Raw genomic sequence first — 15,827 nt, 5'->3', positions numbered from 1 at the left:
CAGACGATGATCAAATGTTTCTCCATACTATTTCAGGATAATTTTATCAGAGATATCATCAGATCTATGTATTGATTCCGGCTATTCAGACAATCAGGTCATTCGATTGCGAAGTGAATTCCTGAGATGAGTAAGCTTACAGGAATTTAGACAGATTTACTTTAGCACCCGAGCCGGGAAGAGTCGCATATTATCCGGCTAAGCTGTCATTAAGCAGCAATTATTTGTTTAAAAACCTTTCAAGTTCGGAGACGAGGAGCTTTAAATCCTGTTTCATCAGGTTTACCTGTGCCTCAATCTGGTCATACATATTTGCGCGATTGGCCAGCTGTTCGGCTGTATAAATTCCGCCATCACCAAAAAAAAGCTTGTATATTTTTTCCCGATCCCTGTCACGGATGTCAGCTAATTGTCCGAATCCCAACCATTTGTCCACGATCTGCTGACGCAGTGAATTTTCCTGTGTGGCAGGGTTTTCATAAGTCAGATAATACCATACCGATGGAGGAAAAATAGCCGAAGTGTGAGGGGCCGTCCAAATGTCACTTAGTGCATTCCTGGAATGAGAGAAATAAATAGTCTTCTTCTGACGCAGGATTCGGGTAGCTAGAATTGCTTCAGTAAGACCAGCACCTATACCTATAAACTCGGGTAGATTTCCATCAGATCCACCAGCCAGCAGAATTCCAGAGGCTATCGCTCCTACTGCTCCAACGGCTATGGCTGCTACCGTAAGCATTGTTTCTGTTTGATCTTCCAATCCTTTTAAATAAGCCGCTATCTGGTCAGCTCGTTCTTCTTCGCAATCCATTTCGCTAGCTACAGCAGAGATTTCGAGTGATGCACGATGAATTTTCTGATTAATATCTTGTAAGAGTTGTATCATTTCAAGTTTTTTCTCTAAGGAAGGATTTGATGAACGTTCCTCATTGATTCGAATAAGGGCAGTCAATTGGTCAATCAAACCGATGGCATGTGCCACATTTAGCGATCTGAACGAAAATCTGTTGAACAACACACTGTCAAATTCTAAAGTGTGAAAAGGTTTGGGAAGCTCATCTACTGAGTATCGTCTGTCAGATGAATGCTGATAGCATGTACCTCTGTCTGGCTCAAAAGTTTTGGATGAAATTTTTAATCCACTGCAGGACGAAATAAGAAGGGTCAGCACCATTGAAAGCAATAGTAAAGTGTGTGATACACTTTTGTAATTTCTTGACATATCCGGTGTTGATTTAATGATAAATTATAATGATTGTAAAAAAGCAATATTCTGAAATAAAAATTTTTTAAAGCTGAATTTTTTCCCGACACTAATTCTGACCAATAAAAATTACGGTATCAACAGAAATTGAACACCATCATGTTTTTTCATTCGTACTTTTAAAGAACCTACACCTTGCGGCTAAGTTGTTTATAAAGCGTATTAATTATCATTTTTTAAGTAATCTTCGAGTCTAAAAGTCGGTGAGCTGATCTTTTCTGAGAATTCTTCAAACCATTTTCCCGGTTGAGAAAGAAGGGAATTTGAAATAGAATTAAATTTTTTCAGCAATCTGAAACCCTCTTGTTCATTTGAAACCAAATCTGTAACTATATTAAATACGGCGTAGGCATTATCTCCGATTTCCCGGAAATATTTATTGGTTAGATTGTTCACCACATATTTAAGTTCATTTAGCTTTACTTCATCATTATTTGCCTTTATTTCGGCAGAAGTTGAATTAAAAGAATCATCGTTTTTATGCTCATTAACTGATTTAAAATTCAGGCTAAAAATCTTGCATACAAGCGGCATAACAAATTTGTTTTCAACTTTAAAATCTCTAAGTTTTCTGATGTTATTGATAAAATTTGATTTTAATTGATCATACATATCAAATCTCAAATTTTCCAAATTAAGTTTATTGATCTGATTGTGCGGCAATCGGATACTAATAATTTCTTTATCAAACACTACACCATTAAGGCACAGTGATCGTACAAATCCAACTTCATAATTTAGAGCAAACTGCTTGTTATAGCTGTTTGCAATGTAAATGAAGGGAAGCCAGGTATCTTGTTCAAAAACATTAAAATTAACATCTTCGTGAACCAGTTTGATTTGACAATAACTATATGTTTCAGGATATCGGACAAAATATGGCCTTATTTTTTCTACATCATTTACATTAAACAATTTTGAGAATATTTCTCTCCCGATTTTGATTGCATAATTGTTTGTAATAAGGGTATATTCCGGAGAGACTACGGAAAACACCTTATCCGTTCCTTTTCTTACTAAAGCTTTGAAGTTTTTGACAGGAAATATACCTTCGGAATCACATACCATTAATTTCCGAAATTCCACATCGAAAAATAATTTCTGAAGTTGTTTTTCCGCTTCTTCAAATACCTCTTTTGTAATACCTCCTTTCATAGTTTGCTGTTTTAATGGTTAAACAATCTTTTGTACTTCGCTGAATCATCTAAATTTTTTGAGAAATCGTTCCGTTTTTAGACGGTCAAATCCTGAAAATTATAAGGCTCAACTAATGAAGGCAGAAAATGTGAAAGAGCTACTTAACTACTGATATTTTTTTTATTTGCATTGTTTCATCTGAAAAATACACTTTCAATACATAAGTTCCTTTGCTGATTTTGCTCAAATCGATAAAAATTTCATTGAGGCTGGGATTTTTTGATATTAAAAGCTGACCCTGAAGGTTTAAAAGCTCAATTGCAGAAATTTCAATATCAGACTTCACACATAATAGGTCATCTGCAGGATTGGGAAAAACATCCAACTTCCGATTTGTGGAATTTTGCTCTTCGGTGTGGGTGGTAGTACATGGCAGGGCATTGATGTAATTCCAGATAAGATTATTCAGTAAAAACGGAACGGGCACATTGGATGGATCTTCACCCATCCTGAGCCAGATGAGATTCTGACTCGGTACGATGTTTAAAAACTGACCTCCTTTGCCCATCGCAGAGATCATATCAGAAGGTGCATTTGGAAACAGCGGTCCCTGAAACACCATCTGCGATGTTGGCACCATGTAGCTCTGCTTTCCATTTAGCCACCAGAGGTAGCCATAGGATTGATTGAGCATCTGTGAGGTACTTATCATCTGATTGAAATAAAGAGTGTCGGTCAGAATCTGAATTCCATCCCAGTTTCCTTTGTTGAGCATCAACAGTCCAAAACGGGCCATACTTCGTGCATTGCTGTAAAAAACTCTGTTATAACCAAACGTTAGAAACGAGCCAGACATCCCTGTCAGGTTTTTGAGTTTCTGGTTTGTGTAGATGTTTAAGGACTTTCCTGTGGCATTTTCTAATACCTGTTCGAGGAGGGTGTAAGGTGCATTGTGATATGCCCAACGCGTTCCGGCATCGGCTTTATAAATAAGACAGGTATCAAGCGTACAGGTAGGATCGGCTACAGCATCGTCGAGACCTGTGGTCATGGTAAGCTGATGGCGTATGGTGATTTTATCTTCCTGTGTTGCTGTACAATTCGTCCAACCCTTACCCAAATAAGAGGAAGTTGTATCTGTAATGTTGAGATATCCTTCCTGCCGTGCAATACCTACAAGGAATGCCATAATTGTTTTGCCTGCTGATGCCCATTGCCAGGGAGTGTTCTGAGTATGTGTGCCGAAGTATTTTTCAAGCACAATTTTTCCGTTTTTGAGTAGGATAAAAGCTTTGGTGTTATTGTTTTCAAGAAAGGCATATAAGCTGTCGATTCTTGACTGGCAGTAGCCGAGCGACTGGGGCGAGATGGTGTCCCAAACATTGCCCGTAACCGGTGGGAAGTACAATGGCTGTGCAGCTACTGTATTTACCTGAAAATACAAAAACAAAAAGAATAGGAGCCTAAACATTGGAAGAAATCGTATGGTGTCCCCTGTCATTTCTGCCGCTCATATAGCACTTAAATGTAATGATTTCTTTTCAGAAATATCCATTCGGCAGCATGTCAAAAATGATCTGGCGACCTTTTGCCAATGTTTTGAGCGAACGCATGTAAAATTCCACTGATTAGCGAAACGAAAAAACTGTAAAGCAGTGCACTCCAGAAGCTGCTGACTTCAAATCCACTGACCAGTTCGGCAGCGATAAGAATCACAATTGCGTTGATAACAAAGAGAAAAATTCCAAATGTAATAAGCGTGACCGGAAGGGTAAGCAGTATCAGCAAAGGTTTGACAGTGACGTTGAAAATACTCAATACCAAAGCTACAATAAAAGCAGCAAGAATGTCGCGAAGCTCAACACCTGGTGTAATGTAAGATGCCAGAAAAAAACTTAGCGTGCTGACTGCCAGCCGTATGTGAAAAGGGGGCTCAGAGATGGTGAAATTGAATCGAAATTTCATGGCTACGAAATTATTCTTTCCATAAGAAAGGAAACAACATCACACTTAAAGCTATGGTGATAAGATCGAGTAAAAGCGAAGCGACAACAAAGTGAAGGCTCTCTACGCCGATGAGCATGGCCTCGCTAATGCGGATGAGTACCAGCAGCTGCGGGATGAGCAGCGGAAAGGATAAAACGGCCATGATGGCAGCATTGCCCTGTACGGCTGCTGAGATGCCTGCAATGAGGGTGAGTGTGCTGGCAAAGGCCAAAGCTCCCAGAAGGCTGATTCCTAAGAGATATGACAAGGTGAACTGAGTTTGAAACAACAGATCGAATAGCCAGGCGGTAAAAACAGATACCACGGAAAGCAAAGTTGCATTAAAGGCAATTTTTGAAACAATGAGCTGCGAAGGGGGCACTGTCTGATAATAAAAAAGGAAGCGCGTTGATGTTTCGCGGACGAGGCAACGAGAGGTAGAAGTGACTGCCCCGAAGCCTAAAATGATCCAAAAGACTGAAATAGAGATGCGTGGGGCTACATCTGCCTTAAGAATCATGTAGGCGATGAAAGCAGATGATGCAATGTAAAGAAAAAGCGAGAAAAGCTGGTGCTTTTCTCGCCACTCTATTTTAAAGTCGGTGTATAAAATCTTTGCTATTTGCCTGAGATAGTGCATTCGAATCAGAGTTCGAGGGCGCGACGTGGATCGCCGTTCATGAGCTTTTCGACGGGATTCTCAAGGCATTCTTTCACATGAACGAGGAAACCTACTGACTCGCGGCCGTCGATGATGCGGTGGTCGTAGCTGAGGGCTACAAACATGATAGGGCGGATGACAATCTGGCCGTCGCGTACTACGGGTCTTTCCACTACGTTATGCATGCCGAGGATGGCCGACTGTGGTGGATTGATAATAGGCGTAGAAAGCATAGAACCAAAGACACCGCCGTTGGTGATGGTAAACGTTCCGCCAGTCATTTCATCTACGGTAATTACGCCGTCGCGCACGCGTGTAGCAAGGCGCTTGATTTCTTTTTCGACTCCGGCAAAGGTCATGTTTTCGGCATTGCGAAGTACTGGCACCATGAGGCCCTTAGGACCACTTACGGCAATGGAAATATCGCAGAAGTCGAAGCTGACCATGTCTTCGCCGTCGATCATTGAGTTCACTTGAGGAAAGGCTTTTAATGCGCTCACGCAGGCAAGAGTAAAGAAAGACATAAAGCCCAGATTTACACCGTGTTTAGCTGCAAAAGCTTCCTTGTATTCGGCCCGCAAGTCGTAAATGGCTTTCATATCTACCTCATTGAAGGTAGTAAGCATAGCTGTTTCGTTCTTTACAGATACCAGGCGCTCGGACAATTTGCGACGCAAGGCCGACATGCGCTTGCGCTGTGTGCTGCGGCTACCCGTGCCCGGCGAGCCCATTGAAGCGCGACCTTTTACCTCTTCAGCGGCTTTCAGCACATCGGCTTTAGTGATGCGGCCATCTCTGCCAGTGCCTTGCGACAGGCTTATGCCGGTTTCTTCCATCAGTTTGCGTGCAGCTGGCGATGGAGTACCCGTAGCATAAGATGTGGGCTTTTGTTCGGCTACAGGTGTGGGCTTAGTTTCTTCTTTTTTAGGTGAAGGTGTTTGTTCTTCTGATTTTTTAGGCGATTCAGCCTGGGGTGCGGCTTTCCCCGGTGCCTGTGCTGAAGTGTCGATAGTGCACACTACATCGCCCACAGCTACCGTACTGCCAGCTGGCACGAGTATTTTGATGACTCCAGATGCCTCTGCAGGCAATGCCAAAGTAGCCTTATCGCTGTCGATTTCGGCTATATCCTGATCTTTCTCTACGTAATCTCCATCTTTTACGAGCCACTGGGCTATTTCTACTTCTGATATGGACTCGCCCGGAGAGGGCACTTTCATTTCTAAAATCATAGCGAGGTGTTTATGATTGGGGTCATTAAATGCTGAATACTTTTTTAATGGTGCGCTTTTGCAAAGCTATAGCCGCCTGGTGTGAACCGCTGGCCGGACTGGCACTTGCATTAGGACTCACCACAAGTAGATCTTTTACCGGAAATTTCATCTTCATATACCAATGGGCTCCCATGTTGGAAGGTTCTTCCTGAGCCCAAACAATTTTTTTCGCATTCGGATAACTGGCAATGATTTCTTCAATTTTCTTCGTTGGGAGTGGATAAAGCTGCTCTATGCGCACCAGAGCGGTATCAAAGTGCTTCTCGGTTTCGCGCTCTTCAAGCAATTCGTAGTAAAACTTACCCGTCACGAAAACAAGTTTTGTTACAGCAGCTTTGTCTTCGATCAGAAGATCGTCAATTACTTCTTGAAAACGGCCAGATTCCAGCTCTTCCAAGGTACTGGTGGCTCTGGGGTGACGTAAGAGCGACTTAGGCGACATCAACACTACGGGCTTGCGGAAGGGCCATGCAAATTGTCTTCGGAGCATGTGGAAGAGCTGTGCCGGGGTTGTGAGATTGCATACGATCATGTTGAGCTGGGCGCAAAGTTGTAAGAAGCGCTCCAGGCGGGCACTTGAATGCTCAGCACCCTGACCTTCGTACCCGTGAGGCAGATACAACACCAGACCGTTTTGAACAGCCCACTTGTCTTCAGCGGCAGAAATAAATTGGTCGATGATGATTTGAGCTCCATTGGCAAAGTCACCAAACTGAGCCTCCCATATCACCAAGTGATTCGGACGAGCTAAGGCATAACCGTACTCAAAGCCTAATACACCATACTCACTCAGCAGCGAGTTGTAAATCTCAAATCGTGCCTGGCCAGGCTCGATGTGATTGAGCTGTACAATTTCTTCTTCGGAATCTTCAACCAGGATGATGGCGTGGCGATGCGAAAAGGTACCCCTCTCCACGTCTTCACCTGAGATTCGCACAGGGATGCCTTCGATCAGCAACGAGCCGTAGGCCATTAACTCACCCATTCCCCAGTCGAGTGCATTGCGCTCTTCAATCATTTTACGACGGTCTTCTACCAGACGCACTACTTTATTGAAGAACTTTTTATCAGCCGGCAGGGTGGTAAGGGCTTTTGCTATTTTTAGAAGTTTTTCTCGGCTTACACCTGTTTCAGGCGAAGTGTGAAAATCTTCGAGCGTTGCCTTTCTGAAGCCTTCCCAATCTTCTTGCAAGAAGGGAGTAATGCGGTTTTTCTCGATTTTTTTCGACTCGTCGTACCGCATCTCGAGAATGGCCTTAAAATCAGCATCCACTTTTTTTAGAAAGTCTTCATCTACCAGGCCCTCTTCTTTGAGCTTTTTCATGTAGATATCTCTCGGATTGGGATGCTTGGCAATAATTTTATAAAGGAGTGGTTGTGTAAAGCGAGGTTCATCGCCCTCGTTATGACCGTACTTGCGATAGCACAGCAGATCGATGAAAATGTCGCGCAAAAAGCGTTGGCGATATTCAATGGCAAATTTAGCTACGTGAACTACGGCCTCTGTATCGTCGCCATTCACGTGAAATACCGGTGCCAAGATCACTTTTGCTACATCAGTACAGTAGGTACTCGAACGGGCATCGAGATAGTTTGTGGTAAATCCTACTTGATTGTTGATTACGAAATGGATAGTACCTCCGGTTTTATAACCATCCAGAGTTTCCATTTGTACCACCTCGTACACGATTCCCTGAGCAGCAATGGCTGCATCACCGTGTATCAGAATTGGTAGTACAGCCGATACGTTGCCATAGTGATTGTAATCGATGCGTGCGCGTGCAATGCCCTCCACCACAGCATTTACCGCCTCAAGGTGTGATGGATTGGGCGACAAGGTCAAACGTATTTGAGTACTGTCGTCGAGTACTTTAAGTGTACTGTATCCCAAATGGTATTTCACATCTCCATCGAAATCCTCGTCTTCGTACTCTTTGCCTTCAAATTCAGAAAAGATATCTCTCTGAGTCTTGCCGAAAATATTTGACAAGACATTCAAACGGCCCCGATGTGCCATACCCATCACAACCTCACGCACTCCAAGTTCTGCTCCGTGATTGATGGCCATGTCGAGTGCCGGAATCAATGATTCGGCTCCTTCGATAGAAAAGCGCTTCTGACCTACGAATTTTGTATTGAGGAATGCTTCGAAACCAACGGCTTCCGTCAGCTTTGTGAGAATGTATTTCTTCTGATCAGGAGTAAAATTTGGAATGTTTTCGTTTACGTTTAACCGATCAATGATCCATTTGCGACGCTCAACATCGCGTATATACATAAACTCAACCCCGATCGAACGGCAATACACATTCTTCAAATGCTGAATGATACGGCGAAGCGGTGCCGGACCACTTAAACCTAACTCGCGTGCAGCCTCAAAAGGCTTGTCCAGATCACTTGCATCGAGTCCAAAGTTTTCAATATCTAAAGTAGGCGAGTATTTACGACGTGCTCGTACTGGATTTGTTTCAGTAAACAAGTGGCCACGCTGCCTATATGCGTTGATAAGTTCAATGACTCTAAACTCCTTAATAATATGGCTTAGGTCAGCTGTTTGCTCAACCGCTTTTTCAATCACCTTCACCCTCTCAACCGGTGAGCAGTCAGCATACTCATTGGCAAAATCAAAACCCTGAAAAAAAGCCCTCCATGAAGGCTCTATAATGTCAGGATTTTCGAGATATTGTTGGTAGAGCTCGTCGAAAAACTGCAAATGGGCTGCATTCAGAAACGAAAACCTATCCATGAAAAGGGGGCGTTTGAGTGAATTTTTGTCTTAAATTTTAAAAAGTGCGTCAAAACTACAATACAAATGCCTTAATATTTATTTAATCAGCTTGATGAAACCTTACAGCAAAAAACAAAAAGAGCCACCACGATGGGCGGCTCTTTTTGAACGTTATCTTTTTAGATTAATCTCTGCTATTTAAATACAACATAATGTAGTAAAGTAATTGTGCTAATGAAGCCAAAGCGGCTACCAGATAGGTATTAGCAGCCCACTTCAAAGCGTCTTTCGCCATATTGTGCTCTCTCACTGAAGTAATACCTGCCCGATCAAGCCAAACAAGTGCCCGATGGCTGGCATCGTACTCTACCGGCAAGGTGATAAGGGTGAAAAGTGTAATAGCACTTTGTAAAATCACTATTGTGAGCAGCACTGTTTCAAGTGAGAACATGTGAACGATGATGTTTCCAAAGAGCATGAACAAGAAGATGAACGAAAGCATTCGGCTGCTGAAACTCACAATAGGCACCAGGGCAGATCGCATCTGCAGCCAAGCATAAGCCGTAGCATGTTGTACAGCGTGACCTACTTCGTGAGCAGCCACTGCTGCTGCTGCCACAGAACGGCCGTGATAAACATCGGGAGATAGGTTAACTGTTTTGTCCAGTGGGTTGTAGTGATCAGTGAGTTTACCGGGCACACTGATAATACGTACATCGAAAATTCCGTGGTCGTGAAGCATTTTTTCAGCTACTTCAGCACCGGTAAGACCAGCAGCTACAGGCACTTTGCTGTATTTTTCAAATTTAGATTTCAATCGCGCTTGTACAATGAAGCCAACAATCGCAAAAACAATTAGAATAAGAATCATATCCTTTTAGAATTTTAGTACAAAAATAACAAATCACATGCCTCCGCAAAGAAGGGTCATTTTGGCAGAAGCTATTTTTGCAAGGTATTAAGTAAGGTAATGAAGAGACCTCTCATATTGGTTTGCAATGACGATGGAATCACAGCCCCGGGGATAAGAAATTTGATACAAGCTGTACGCGATATTGGCGATGTGGTAGTAGTAGCCCCCGACAAGCCTCAGTCGGGCATGGGGCATGCGATTACGATTAACTCCACTCTGCGTTGCGACCCTATCAAGATTGATGACGGACCACAAACTGAATATGCTTGCAGCGGAACTCCTGTAGATTGTGTTAAGCTCGCTGTATCATATATTCTGCCGCGCAAACCTGATCTGATCGTTTCTGGCATAAATCACGGATCTAACTCGTCGATCAACGTGATTTACAGCGGTACAATGTCAGCAGCAGTAGAAGGTGCTTTAGAAAACATTCCTTCTATTGGATTTTCACTGCTCGACTACGCATGGGAAGCCGACTTCTCAAAAGCCAGGCGTTGGGTACGCGTCATATCCAAAATGGTGTTGAAACACGGTCTACCAAAGGGAATATGCCTGAATGTTAATATTCCTAAAGTCATCAACGGCGAAGACTACAGAGGGGTGCGCATCTGTCGCCAGGCCGATGCCGTATGGGAAGAAGAAATCGACGTGCGCACTGACCCGAGAGGCCGAAAGTATTACTGGCTTTCAGGCCAATTTGTAAACCATGATACCGGAACTGACACTGATGAGTATGCCTTAAAAAATTATTTCATATCGATAGTGCCAATAAATGTCGATTTTACAGCTTATGAACAACTGAAAACCATGTCTAAATGGAATTTCGAAATCAACAAAACCATACCTCGGGAAGTTTAGTTCAAGGAATTTTAATTGCCTTAATAGCACCTGTGGGTGGCCTGGTTTTGTTGTTTCTAAAGTTTCCTGTCTTGCTCTCAGACGAATCTAGCTTAACGAAACTTCAGTTTAAAACTCTTATTTTTCAAATAACGAGCTTAGGACTTTTAATTAATGTAGGTCTGTTTTTTTTATTTCTGCGATTTAAAAAAGAATCTACATCACAAGGCATTCTGGCTGCCACTCTGATCGTACTTTTAGCAGCAGTTATTCACAAATTCCTGTTATAAAAAAGGGAAGAAGCAATTGATCCGATCATAGAATTTCTTTTTCTTTGATATGTACTCCTAAACTATGAAATTTCTTCTGCTCGCTGGTGAATCTTCAGGAGATTTACATGGCGCCAATCTATTAAAAAATTTGAAAAAATTATTCCCAGAAAGCAATTTTTATTGTTTCGGAGGAAATAAAATGGAAAGCGAAGGTGGAATCCTTCTGCTGCACTATCGAGAAATGGCTTTCATGGGCTTTTATGAAGTACTAAAAAACCTTCGAAAAATTTTAAAAAACCTCGAATTTTGTAAAAATTGGATCGTAGAAAATAAGCCTGATGTCATCGTTTACATTGACTTCCCCGGATTTAATATGCGAATAGCCAAATTTGCTAAAGAAAAGGGATTTAAAAACATTTACTACATCAGTCCTCAAATATGGGCCTGGAAAGAAGGGAGAGTGCATCAAATCAAGAGAGATATTGACCTGATGATTACCATTCTGCCTTTTGAAAAAGCTTTTTATGAAAAATACGGATACAAAGTAGAATATGTAGGTCACCCCCTACTCGATGCTATTGACATGGGTTGTACAGAAAATATTCCAGAAAAATCAACTGAATTCGATATAGCTCTATTGCCAGGTAGCCGACAACAAGAGATAGAAAATATTTTGCCAGTAATGATTGAATTCGCTTTAAAAAATCCAAACTTAAAATTTGCTCTTGCTGCTGCACCTTCCATTGAAAAATCTTTTTATGAAAAATACATCTTAGGAGTAGAAAACGTTAAAGTTATTGAAGGAAAAACCTATGATGTAATTCGCTACTCGCGAGCAGCAATTGTAGCTTCCGGAACAGCCACTCTTGAAACGGCTTTACTTAATACTCCCTTAGTAGTAGTGTATAAAGGCAATAAGTTGAGTTATTTAATAGCTAAAAAACTTGTCAGAGTGAAGTATATTTCACTTGTAAACTTGATTCTTGACAGAAAAGCTGTGCCTGAATTAATACAAGATGAACTGAATACTGCAAACCTGGATATAGAAATAAAAAAACTTTTGGAAGACAATTCCGCAATAAAAGCTCAAAAGAATGCATTTGCGGAACTTCGCAAGAAATTAGGTGGGAAAGGCGCATCAGAACGTACTGCTTTGTGCATTAATAATTTTTTAAAAAATGAAGCAATTACACAATAAATTATTGGTTTTATTTTGTTTGCTTTTATTCACCATTCATCTGAAAGCAATTCCTTCAGACATTAAAGTTCGTATTTTTAGCAATGAGAATTTTTCCGAATGTCTTTTTAGAATAAAAAATGGCGAATACTTTTTAATAGCTCTTGACAAAAATGGTGGACTTATTGATACAATTTATTATGCACATTCAAAATCACTAGAAACACTTTTTTCCATCCAAAGAATTGGACCCTTTGTTTCCTTAAAAAACGGGAGAAAACACTTGGGAAATTTTTATGCAATTTCCTTTTTAGCCGCAGATACTTCTTCGAATTTTTTGATACATGTAAACAAGAAAGAACGCTGGTATGATGGTTCATTAATTTTATTCGCTAACAACCAAAATTTACAAGCAATAAACCAAGTAAATCTTGAACAATATGTAGCAGGTGTTGTAGAATCTGAAGGAGGCAATTTTCCGCAGCTGGAATATTTCAAAGCCCAAGCAATATTAGCAAGAACATTTGCAATTAGAAACTACAATAAACACATTCGTGAAGGCTACAACTTAAAAGACGATATTTCTTCACAAGTGTATCTGAGCAGAGCCTATTACCGAAATTCAGATCTAATCCGGCAAGCTGTTTTAGAAACCCGCGATACAATCGTGGTAGATAGTGCTTCAGGTGCACCCATTTTCGCTGCCTTTCACGCTAATAGTGGCGGGCATACCGTATGTGCCGAGGATGCATGGCACAAGAAATTGCCTAACCTTGTCGCAAAACCAGATCCATATTCGGAGGGAATGAACTCGTATGAATGGACGAAAAAGCTGCCAAAAAAGGACGTTCAAGAATACATTGCGCGCAAGCTGCATACAAAACTAACTCCTGAGCTCATTGCTGCCATCGATACTTTTAAGCAGCCAGAAAGGCTGAATCATTTTCGGTATCAAAATAAATCTTTTCCTCTCAGAGATTTTCGCTTTCATTTTCAGTTGCGCTCCACTTTTTTCGACATTGAGCCAGATGGAAATTATTATCTATTGAAAGGCAGAGGTAATGGTCATGGGGTAGGAATGTCTCAAGAAGGAGCTATAAATATGGCGTCACAAGGCTTTACATATCGTGAAATTATTTACTTTTACTACGAAAATGTGAAGCTTGAAAGCCTTAGTTCGTACAGACAACTCATGGCCGAAGCCCCACAATTGGCTTTTTAAAATCACATTTTCGTTTATTCTTGGTATTCTTACAGCTCGATTTGTTTTTGATGCAAGTGATTTAAATCATTTTCTATTCATTTTTATCGCTTCTTTTTCTCTCTATCTTTTTTTTATTGCACTCAGGGGCTTTCTGATCTTTTTTATGTTTTTTAGTTTAGGAACTATTCTCTACACTTTAGAAGTTAAAAAAATCAATGAATATGACAAGAATTATAGGGGAATAAGCACTATAAAAATAGAACGAATACTCAAGCAGAAGGACCATCTGCTACATGCTAAAGGTCTCTGTATTGATAGTGTTGGAAGGTATTTGTTTAAAGCGATCTTATATATCAAGAAAGATAGCATTACAGAATCATTTTTACCTGGCGACTTCATCGTTTGCAATTCTTCTGTGAATCTGATTGAAAATACCACTTTTCCCTATGCTTTTTCTGCAAAAAAATATTATGAAACTAAAGGCATTTCTCATGCGATATTCTTGAGTTCAAAAAAGGTAATTCATCACTATTCAAACAGCCAAATAAACTTGTATAGAATTGCTTATCTAGTAAATAAAAAAATGATTAAAGCGATAATCAGATGGCCCTTGAAAAAGGAAGCAAAAGAAGTATTAATAGCCTTGTTAACAGGATCAAAAGATTTTTTAACGGATGAAACCCGAGAGATTTACGCTGATACTGGTACCATTCATGTACTTGCGGTATCTGGTCTCCACACGGGATTAATTTACATATTGTTTCTTAATTTCTTCTCTTTGATTTTTGGAAACAGATTTAAAACAATTCGGGTCATTTTTTTGGTTGGAATTTTATGGTTTTATGCCTTGTTTACAGGATTAAGCCCATCGGTGATAAGAGCTGCTACAATGTTTACTTTTATAGAGTTAGGCAATAATTTGAAGCGCAAAACAGGCATTTATCACTCTTTGTGTTTATCTGCTCTTTTGTTGCTTTCAACTTCGCCTTTATTGCTTTTCGACATCGGATTTCAACTAAGCTATGCTGCAGTCTATGGCATAGTTAGTACTTCGAAATTTTTTAATCAGATTTTATCGATTTCTGATAATTTTTTATTAAGAAAAATTTCAGAAATTTTATCTGTATCAATCGCGGCTCAACTTTTTACCTTCCCATTTACAATGTATTACTTCTCAAAATTTCCAACATGGTTTTTTGTGGCTAATCTGTATGCCATACCGCTTATCACTCTTACACTGTACTTAGGTTTTCCGATTGCTATTTTTTCATTCATTTCTGAAGATTTTGATTTCTTAGGTATCATTCCTGCCTTTTTCATTACAATAAATAATTTCCTCAACAGCTTAATAATTAAATTACCATTTTCAATTCTCGATAAACAATTTATTGATGCTGTTCAATTCGCATTTTTATTATTGACAGTAGTCTTATTGCTACATGGCTTAGTAAACAAGAAGAAATGGATATTTATATCAGGATGTACTTTCTTATTTTTATTCAAAATATATTCAGCCCATCAATCTTATAAAATCTTACATTCTTTTACAGAAATTCACTTGTCTTTTATTCAGAATAAACCTCTCCTAATGATAAACCTCAAAGGCAAAAAGATTTGGATGTTTTCAGACGAATTTCAAAAACTAAAATCAAAGGAGAAAACAATTTTTTCTAAATACTTAAACAAATGGCAAATAGAAGAATCGGATGTCATCTGGAGTGGGATTCCTGAAAAAGAAAAAATAGAATTTAAAAATAATTCAAATTCATCTTTAAGAATTCAGATAAAAAATGTAAGATTAGATGAAACACCTAAAACGATAAACAGCCCTCTTAATCTGGAGGTGAAAATTGAAAGCACTGATGGAAGAAAATATATATTAAATCGTAACGGTGATCGGGTTCTTATACTTTGAGCTTCCATACAATACCCGCATGATGTGGTGCATTAAAGCGCGATTTTCGATAGGGCGCTGCAACAACACATTGATGCCGTGGTAAATAGCCCGCCCTCTATAATCTTTTGTTGATAATCCAATTACGGGAATATTAGATTTTAGATCTTTACGAATCACATCTATGATTTCGAAGGACGATGGATTTTTATTTTCCATATCTAACAAGAGAAGCTCGTAAGAATGACTTTCAATTTTTTTGTAAAGGTCAGCAGTGTCGGTTATGATTTCTGGTTGCAGTTCGTTGTTTTCCAGCATTATTTTTAGAAGGAGCTGATTCACTTCATCGTTTTCGAAAATCAAAACTTTGTTTCCCGACAAGGTATTTGAATTTTCAATTTCGTATTGTACCATAAGTGTACTATTTACACTATTGCAAATATCGGTAGTAAATTGAGATTTCTTTATCAATAAACAATA

The 15,827-nt window shown here is 40.0% G+C and carries 14 protein-coding genes; 5 read left to right on the top strand and 9 right to left on the bottom strand.

Features of this window, described 5'->3' with window-relative positions; genetic code table 11:
- Positions 1-220: 220 nt before the first annotated feature.
- The 8 genes from ACK4EX_RS03490 to ACK4EX_RS03455 form a co-directional block, all read right to left on the bottom strand.
- Positions 221-1,222 carry a hypothetical protein gene (locus ACK4EX_RS03490; protein ID WP_409769755.1) on the bottom strand — a complete coding sequence of 334 codons (1,002 nt, stop codon included), beginning with the start codon at positions 1,220-1,222 and terminating at the stop codon, positions 221-223.
- A 204-nt stretch (positions 1,223-1,426) separates the two neighbouring features.
- Positions 1,427-2,419, bottom strand: a complete 993-nt coding sequence (locus tag ACK4EX_RS03485; protein WP_409769753.1) for a DUF932 domain-containing protein — start codon at positions 2,417-2,419, stop codon at positions 1,427-1,429.
- A gap of 139 nt (positions 2,420-2,558) precedes the next feature.
- Positions 2,559-3,872 carry a serine hydrolase gene (locus tag ACK4EX_RS03480; RefSeq protein ID WP_409769751.1) on the bottom strand — a complete coding sequence of 438 codons (1,314 nt, stop codon included), beginning with the start codon at positions 3,870-3,872 and terminating at the stop codon, positions 2,559-2,561.
- 95 nt (positions 3,873-3,967) lie between these two features.
- Positions 3,968-4,366, bottom strand: a complete 399-nt coding sequence (locus ACK4EX_RS03475; RefSeq protein ID WP_409769749.1) for a phage holin family protein — start codon at positions 4,364-4,366, stop codon at positions 3,968-3,970.
- A 10-nt stretch (positions 4,367-4,376) separates the two neighbouring features.
- Positions 4,377-5,027 (bottom strand): heme exporter protein CcmB, encoded by a 651-nt coding sequence (locus ACK4EX_RS03470; RefSeq protein ID WP_409769747.1) that lies wholly within the window; start codon positions 5,025-5,027, stop codon positions 4,377-4,379.
- Between the two features lie 5 nt (positions 5,028-5,032).
- The gene (gene odhB, locus ACK4EX_RS03465; RefSeq protein WP_409769745.1) at positions 5,033-6,280 is read right to left on the bottom strand and encodes a 2-oxoglutarate dehydrogenase complex dihydrolipoyllysine-residue succinyltransferase; all 1,248 of its coding nucleotides are present in this window, start codon (positions 6,278-6,280) and stop codon (positions 5,033-5,035) included.
- A gap of 25 nt (positions 6,281-6,305) precedes the next feature.
- Entirely contained in the window at positions 6,306-9,068 is a 2,763-nt protein-coding gene (locus tag ACK4EX_RS03460; protein ID WP_409769743.1) for a 2-oxoglutarate dehydrogenase E1 component, read from the bottom strand.
- Between the two features lie 166 nt (positions 9,069-9,234).
- Positions 9,235-9,921 carry a zinc metallopeptidase gene (locus ACK4EX_RS03455; RefSeq protein WP_409769741.1) on the bottom strand — a complete coding sequence of 229 codons (687 nt, stop codon included), beginning with the start codon at positions 9,919-9,921 and terminating at the stop codon, positions 9,235-9,237.
- A 99-nt stretch (positions 9,922-10,020) separates the two neighbouring features.
- On the opposite strand from ACK4EX_RS03455, the gene surE reads away from it, so the two are divergent.
- The 5 genes from surE to ACK4EX_RS03430 all read left to right on the top strand — a co-directional run bounded on the left by surE (position 10,021) and on the right by ACK4EX_RS03430 (position 15,368).
- The gene (gene surE / locus ACK4EX_RS03450; protein ID WP_409769739.1) at positions 10,021-10,821 is read left to right on the top strand and encodes a 5'/3'-nucleotidase SurE; all 801 of its coding nucleotides are present in this window, start codon (positions 10,021-10,023) and stop codon (positions 10,819-10,821) included.
- Positions 10,779-11,090, top strand: coding sequence for a hypothetical protein (locus ACK4EX_RS03445; RefSeq protein ID WP_409769737.1), 312 nt, complete (start codon positions 10,779-10,781; stop codon positions 11,088-11,090). Before surE ends, ACK4EX_RS03445 begins: the two co-directional genes overlap by 43 nt.
- A 64-nt stretch (positions 11,091-11,154) precedes the next feature.
- Complete coding sequence (gene lpxB / locus ACK4EX_RS03440; RefSeq protein ID WP_409769735.1) at positions 11,155-12,270, top strand: lipid-A-disaccharide synthase; 1,116 nt, start codon at positions 11,155-11,157, stop codon at positions 12,268-12,270.
- Between the two features lie 262 nt (positions 12,271-12,532).
- Complete coding sequence (locus tag ACK4EX_RS03435; RefSeq protein ID WP_409769733.1) at positions 12,533-13,471, top strand: SpoIID/LytB domain-containing protein; 939 nt, start codon at positions 12,533-12,535, stop codon at positions 13,469-13,471.
- Entirely contained in the window at positions 13,413-15,368 is a 1,956-nt protein-coding gene (locus ACK4EX_RS03430) for a ComEC/Rec2 family competence protein (RefSeq protein WP_409769731.1), read from the top strand. The genes ACK4EX_RS03435 and ACK4EX_RS03430 overlap by 59 nt, the downstream gene beginning before the upstream one ends.
- Here the strand turns inward: ACK4EX_RS03430 and ACK4EX_RS03425 are convergent.
- Complete coding sequence (locus ACK4EX_RS03425) at positions 15,333-15,761, bottom strand: PleD family two-component system response regulator (RefSeq protein ID WP_409769729.1); 429 nt, start codon at positions 15,759-15,761, stop codon at positions 15,333-15,335. The genes ACK4EX_RS03430 and ACK4EX_RS03425 overlap by 36 nt on opposite strands.
- Positions 15,762-15,827 lie beyond the last annotated feature (66 nt).

The sequence above is a fragment of the Thermaurantimonas sp. genome (assembly GCF_046299575.1).
GTDB lineage: Bacteria > Bacteroidota > Bacteroidia > Flavobacteriales > Schleiferiaceae > Thermaurantimonas.
This window is presented reverse-complemented; position numbering and strand designations above follow the sequence as displayed.

Excerpts from the sequence above, each read along its gene's own strand:
- odhB (WP_409769745.1), bottom strand. The coding sequence starts at position 6,280 with ATGATTTTAGAAATGAAAGTGCCCTCTCCGGGCGAGTCCATATCAGAA.
- ACK4EX_RS03455 (WP_409769741.1), bottom strand. The coding sequence starts at position 9,921 with ATGATTCTTATTCTAATTGTTTTTGCGATTGTTGGCTTCATTGTACAA.
- ACK4EX_RS03470 (WP_409769747.1), bottom strand. The coding sequence starts at position 5,027 with ATGCACTATCTCAGGCAAATAGCAAAGATTTTATACACCGACTTTAAA.
- ACK4EX_RS03445 (WP_409769737.1), top strand. The coding sequence starts at position 10,779 with ATGGAATTTCGAAATCAACAAAACCATACCTCGGGAAGTTTAGTTCAA.
- surE (WP_409769739.1), top strand. The coding sequence starts at position 10,021 with ATGAAGAGACCTCTCATATTGGTTTGCAATGACGATGGAATCACAGCC.
- ACK4EX_RS03475 (WP_409769749.1), bottom strand. The coding sequence starts at position 4,366 with ATGAAATTTCGATTCAATTTCACCATCTCTGAGCCCCCTTTTCACATA.
- ACK4EX_RS03460 (WP_409769743.1), bottom strand. The coding sequence starts at position 9,068 with ATGGATAGGTTTTCGTTTCTGAATGCAGCCCATTTGCAGTTTTTCGAC.
- ACK4EX_RS03425 (WP_409769729.1), bottom strand. The coding sequence starts at position 15,761 with ATGGTACAATACGAAATTGAAAATTCAAATACCTTGTCGGGAAACAAA.
- ACK4EX_RS03485 (WP_409769753.1), bottom strand. The coding sequence starts at position 2,419 with ATGAAAGGAGGTATTACAAAAGAGGTATTTGAAGAAGCGGAAAAACAA.
- ACK4EX_RS03480 (WP_409769751.1), bottom strand. The coding sequence starts at position 3,872 with ATGTTTAGGCTCCTATTCTTTTTGTTTTTGTATTTTCAGGTAAATACA.
- ACK4EX_RS03490 (WP_409769755.1), bottom strand. The coding sequence starts at position 1,222 with ATGTCAAGAAATTACAAAAGTGTATCACACACTTTACTATTGCTTTCA.
- lpxB (WP_409769735.1), top strand. The coding sequence starts at position 11,155 with ATGAAATTTCTTCTGCTCGCTGGTGAATCTTCAGGAGATTTACATGGC.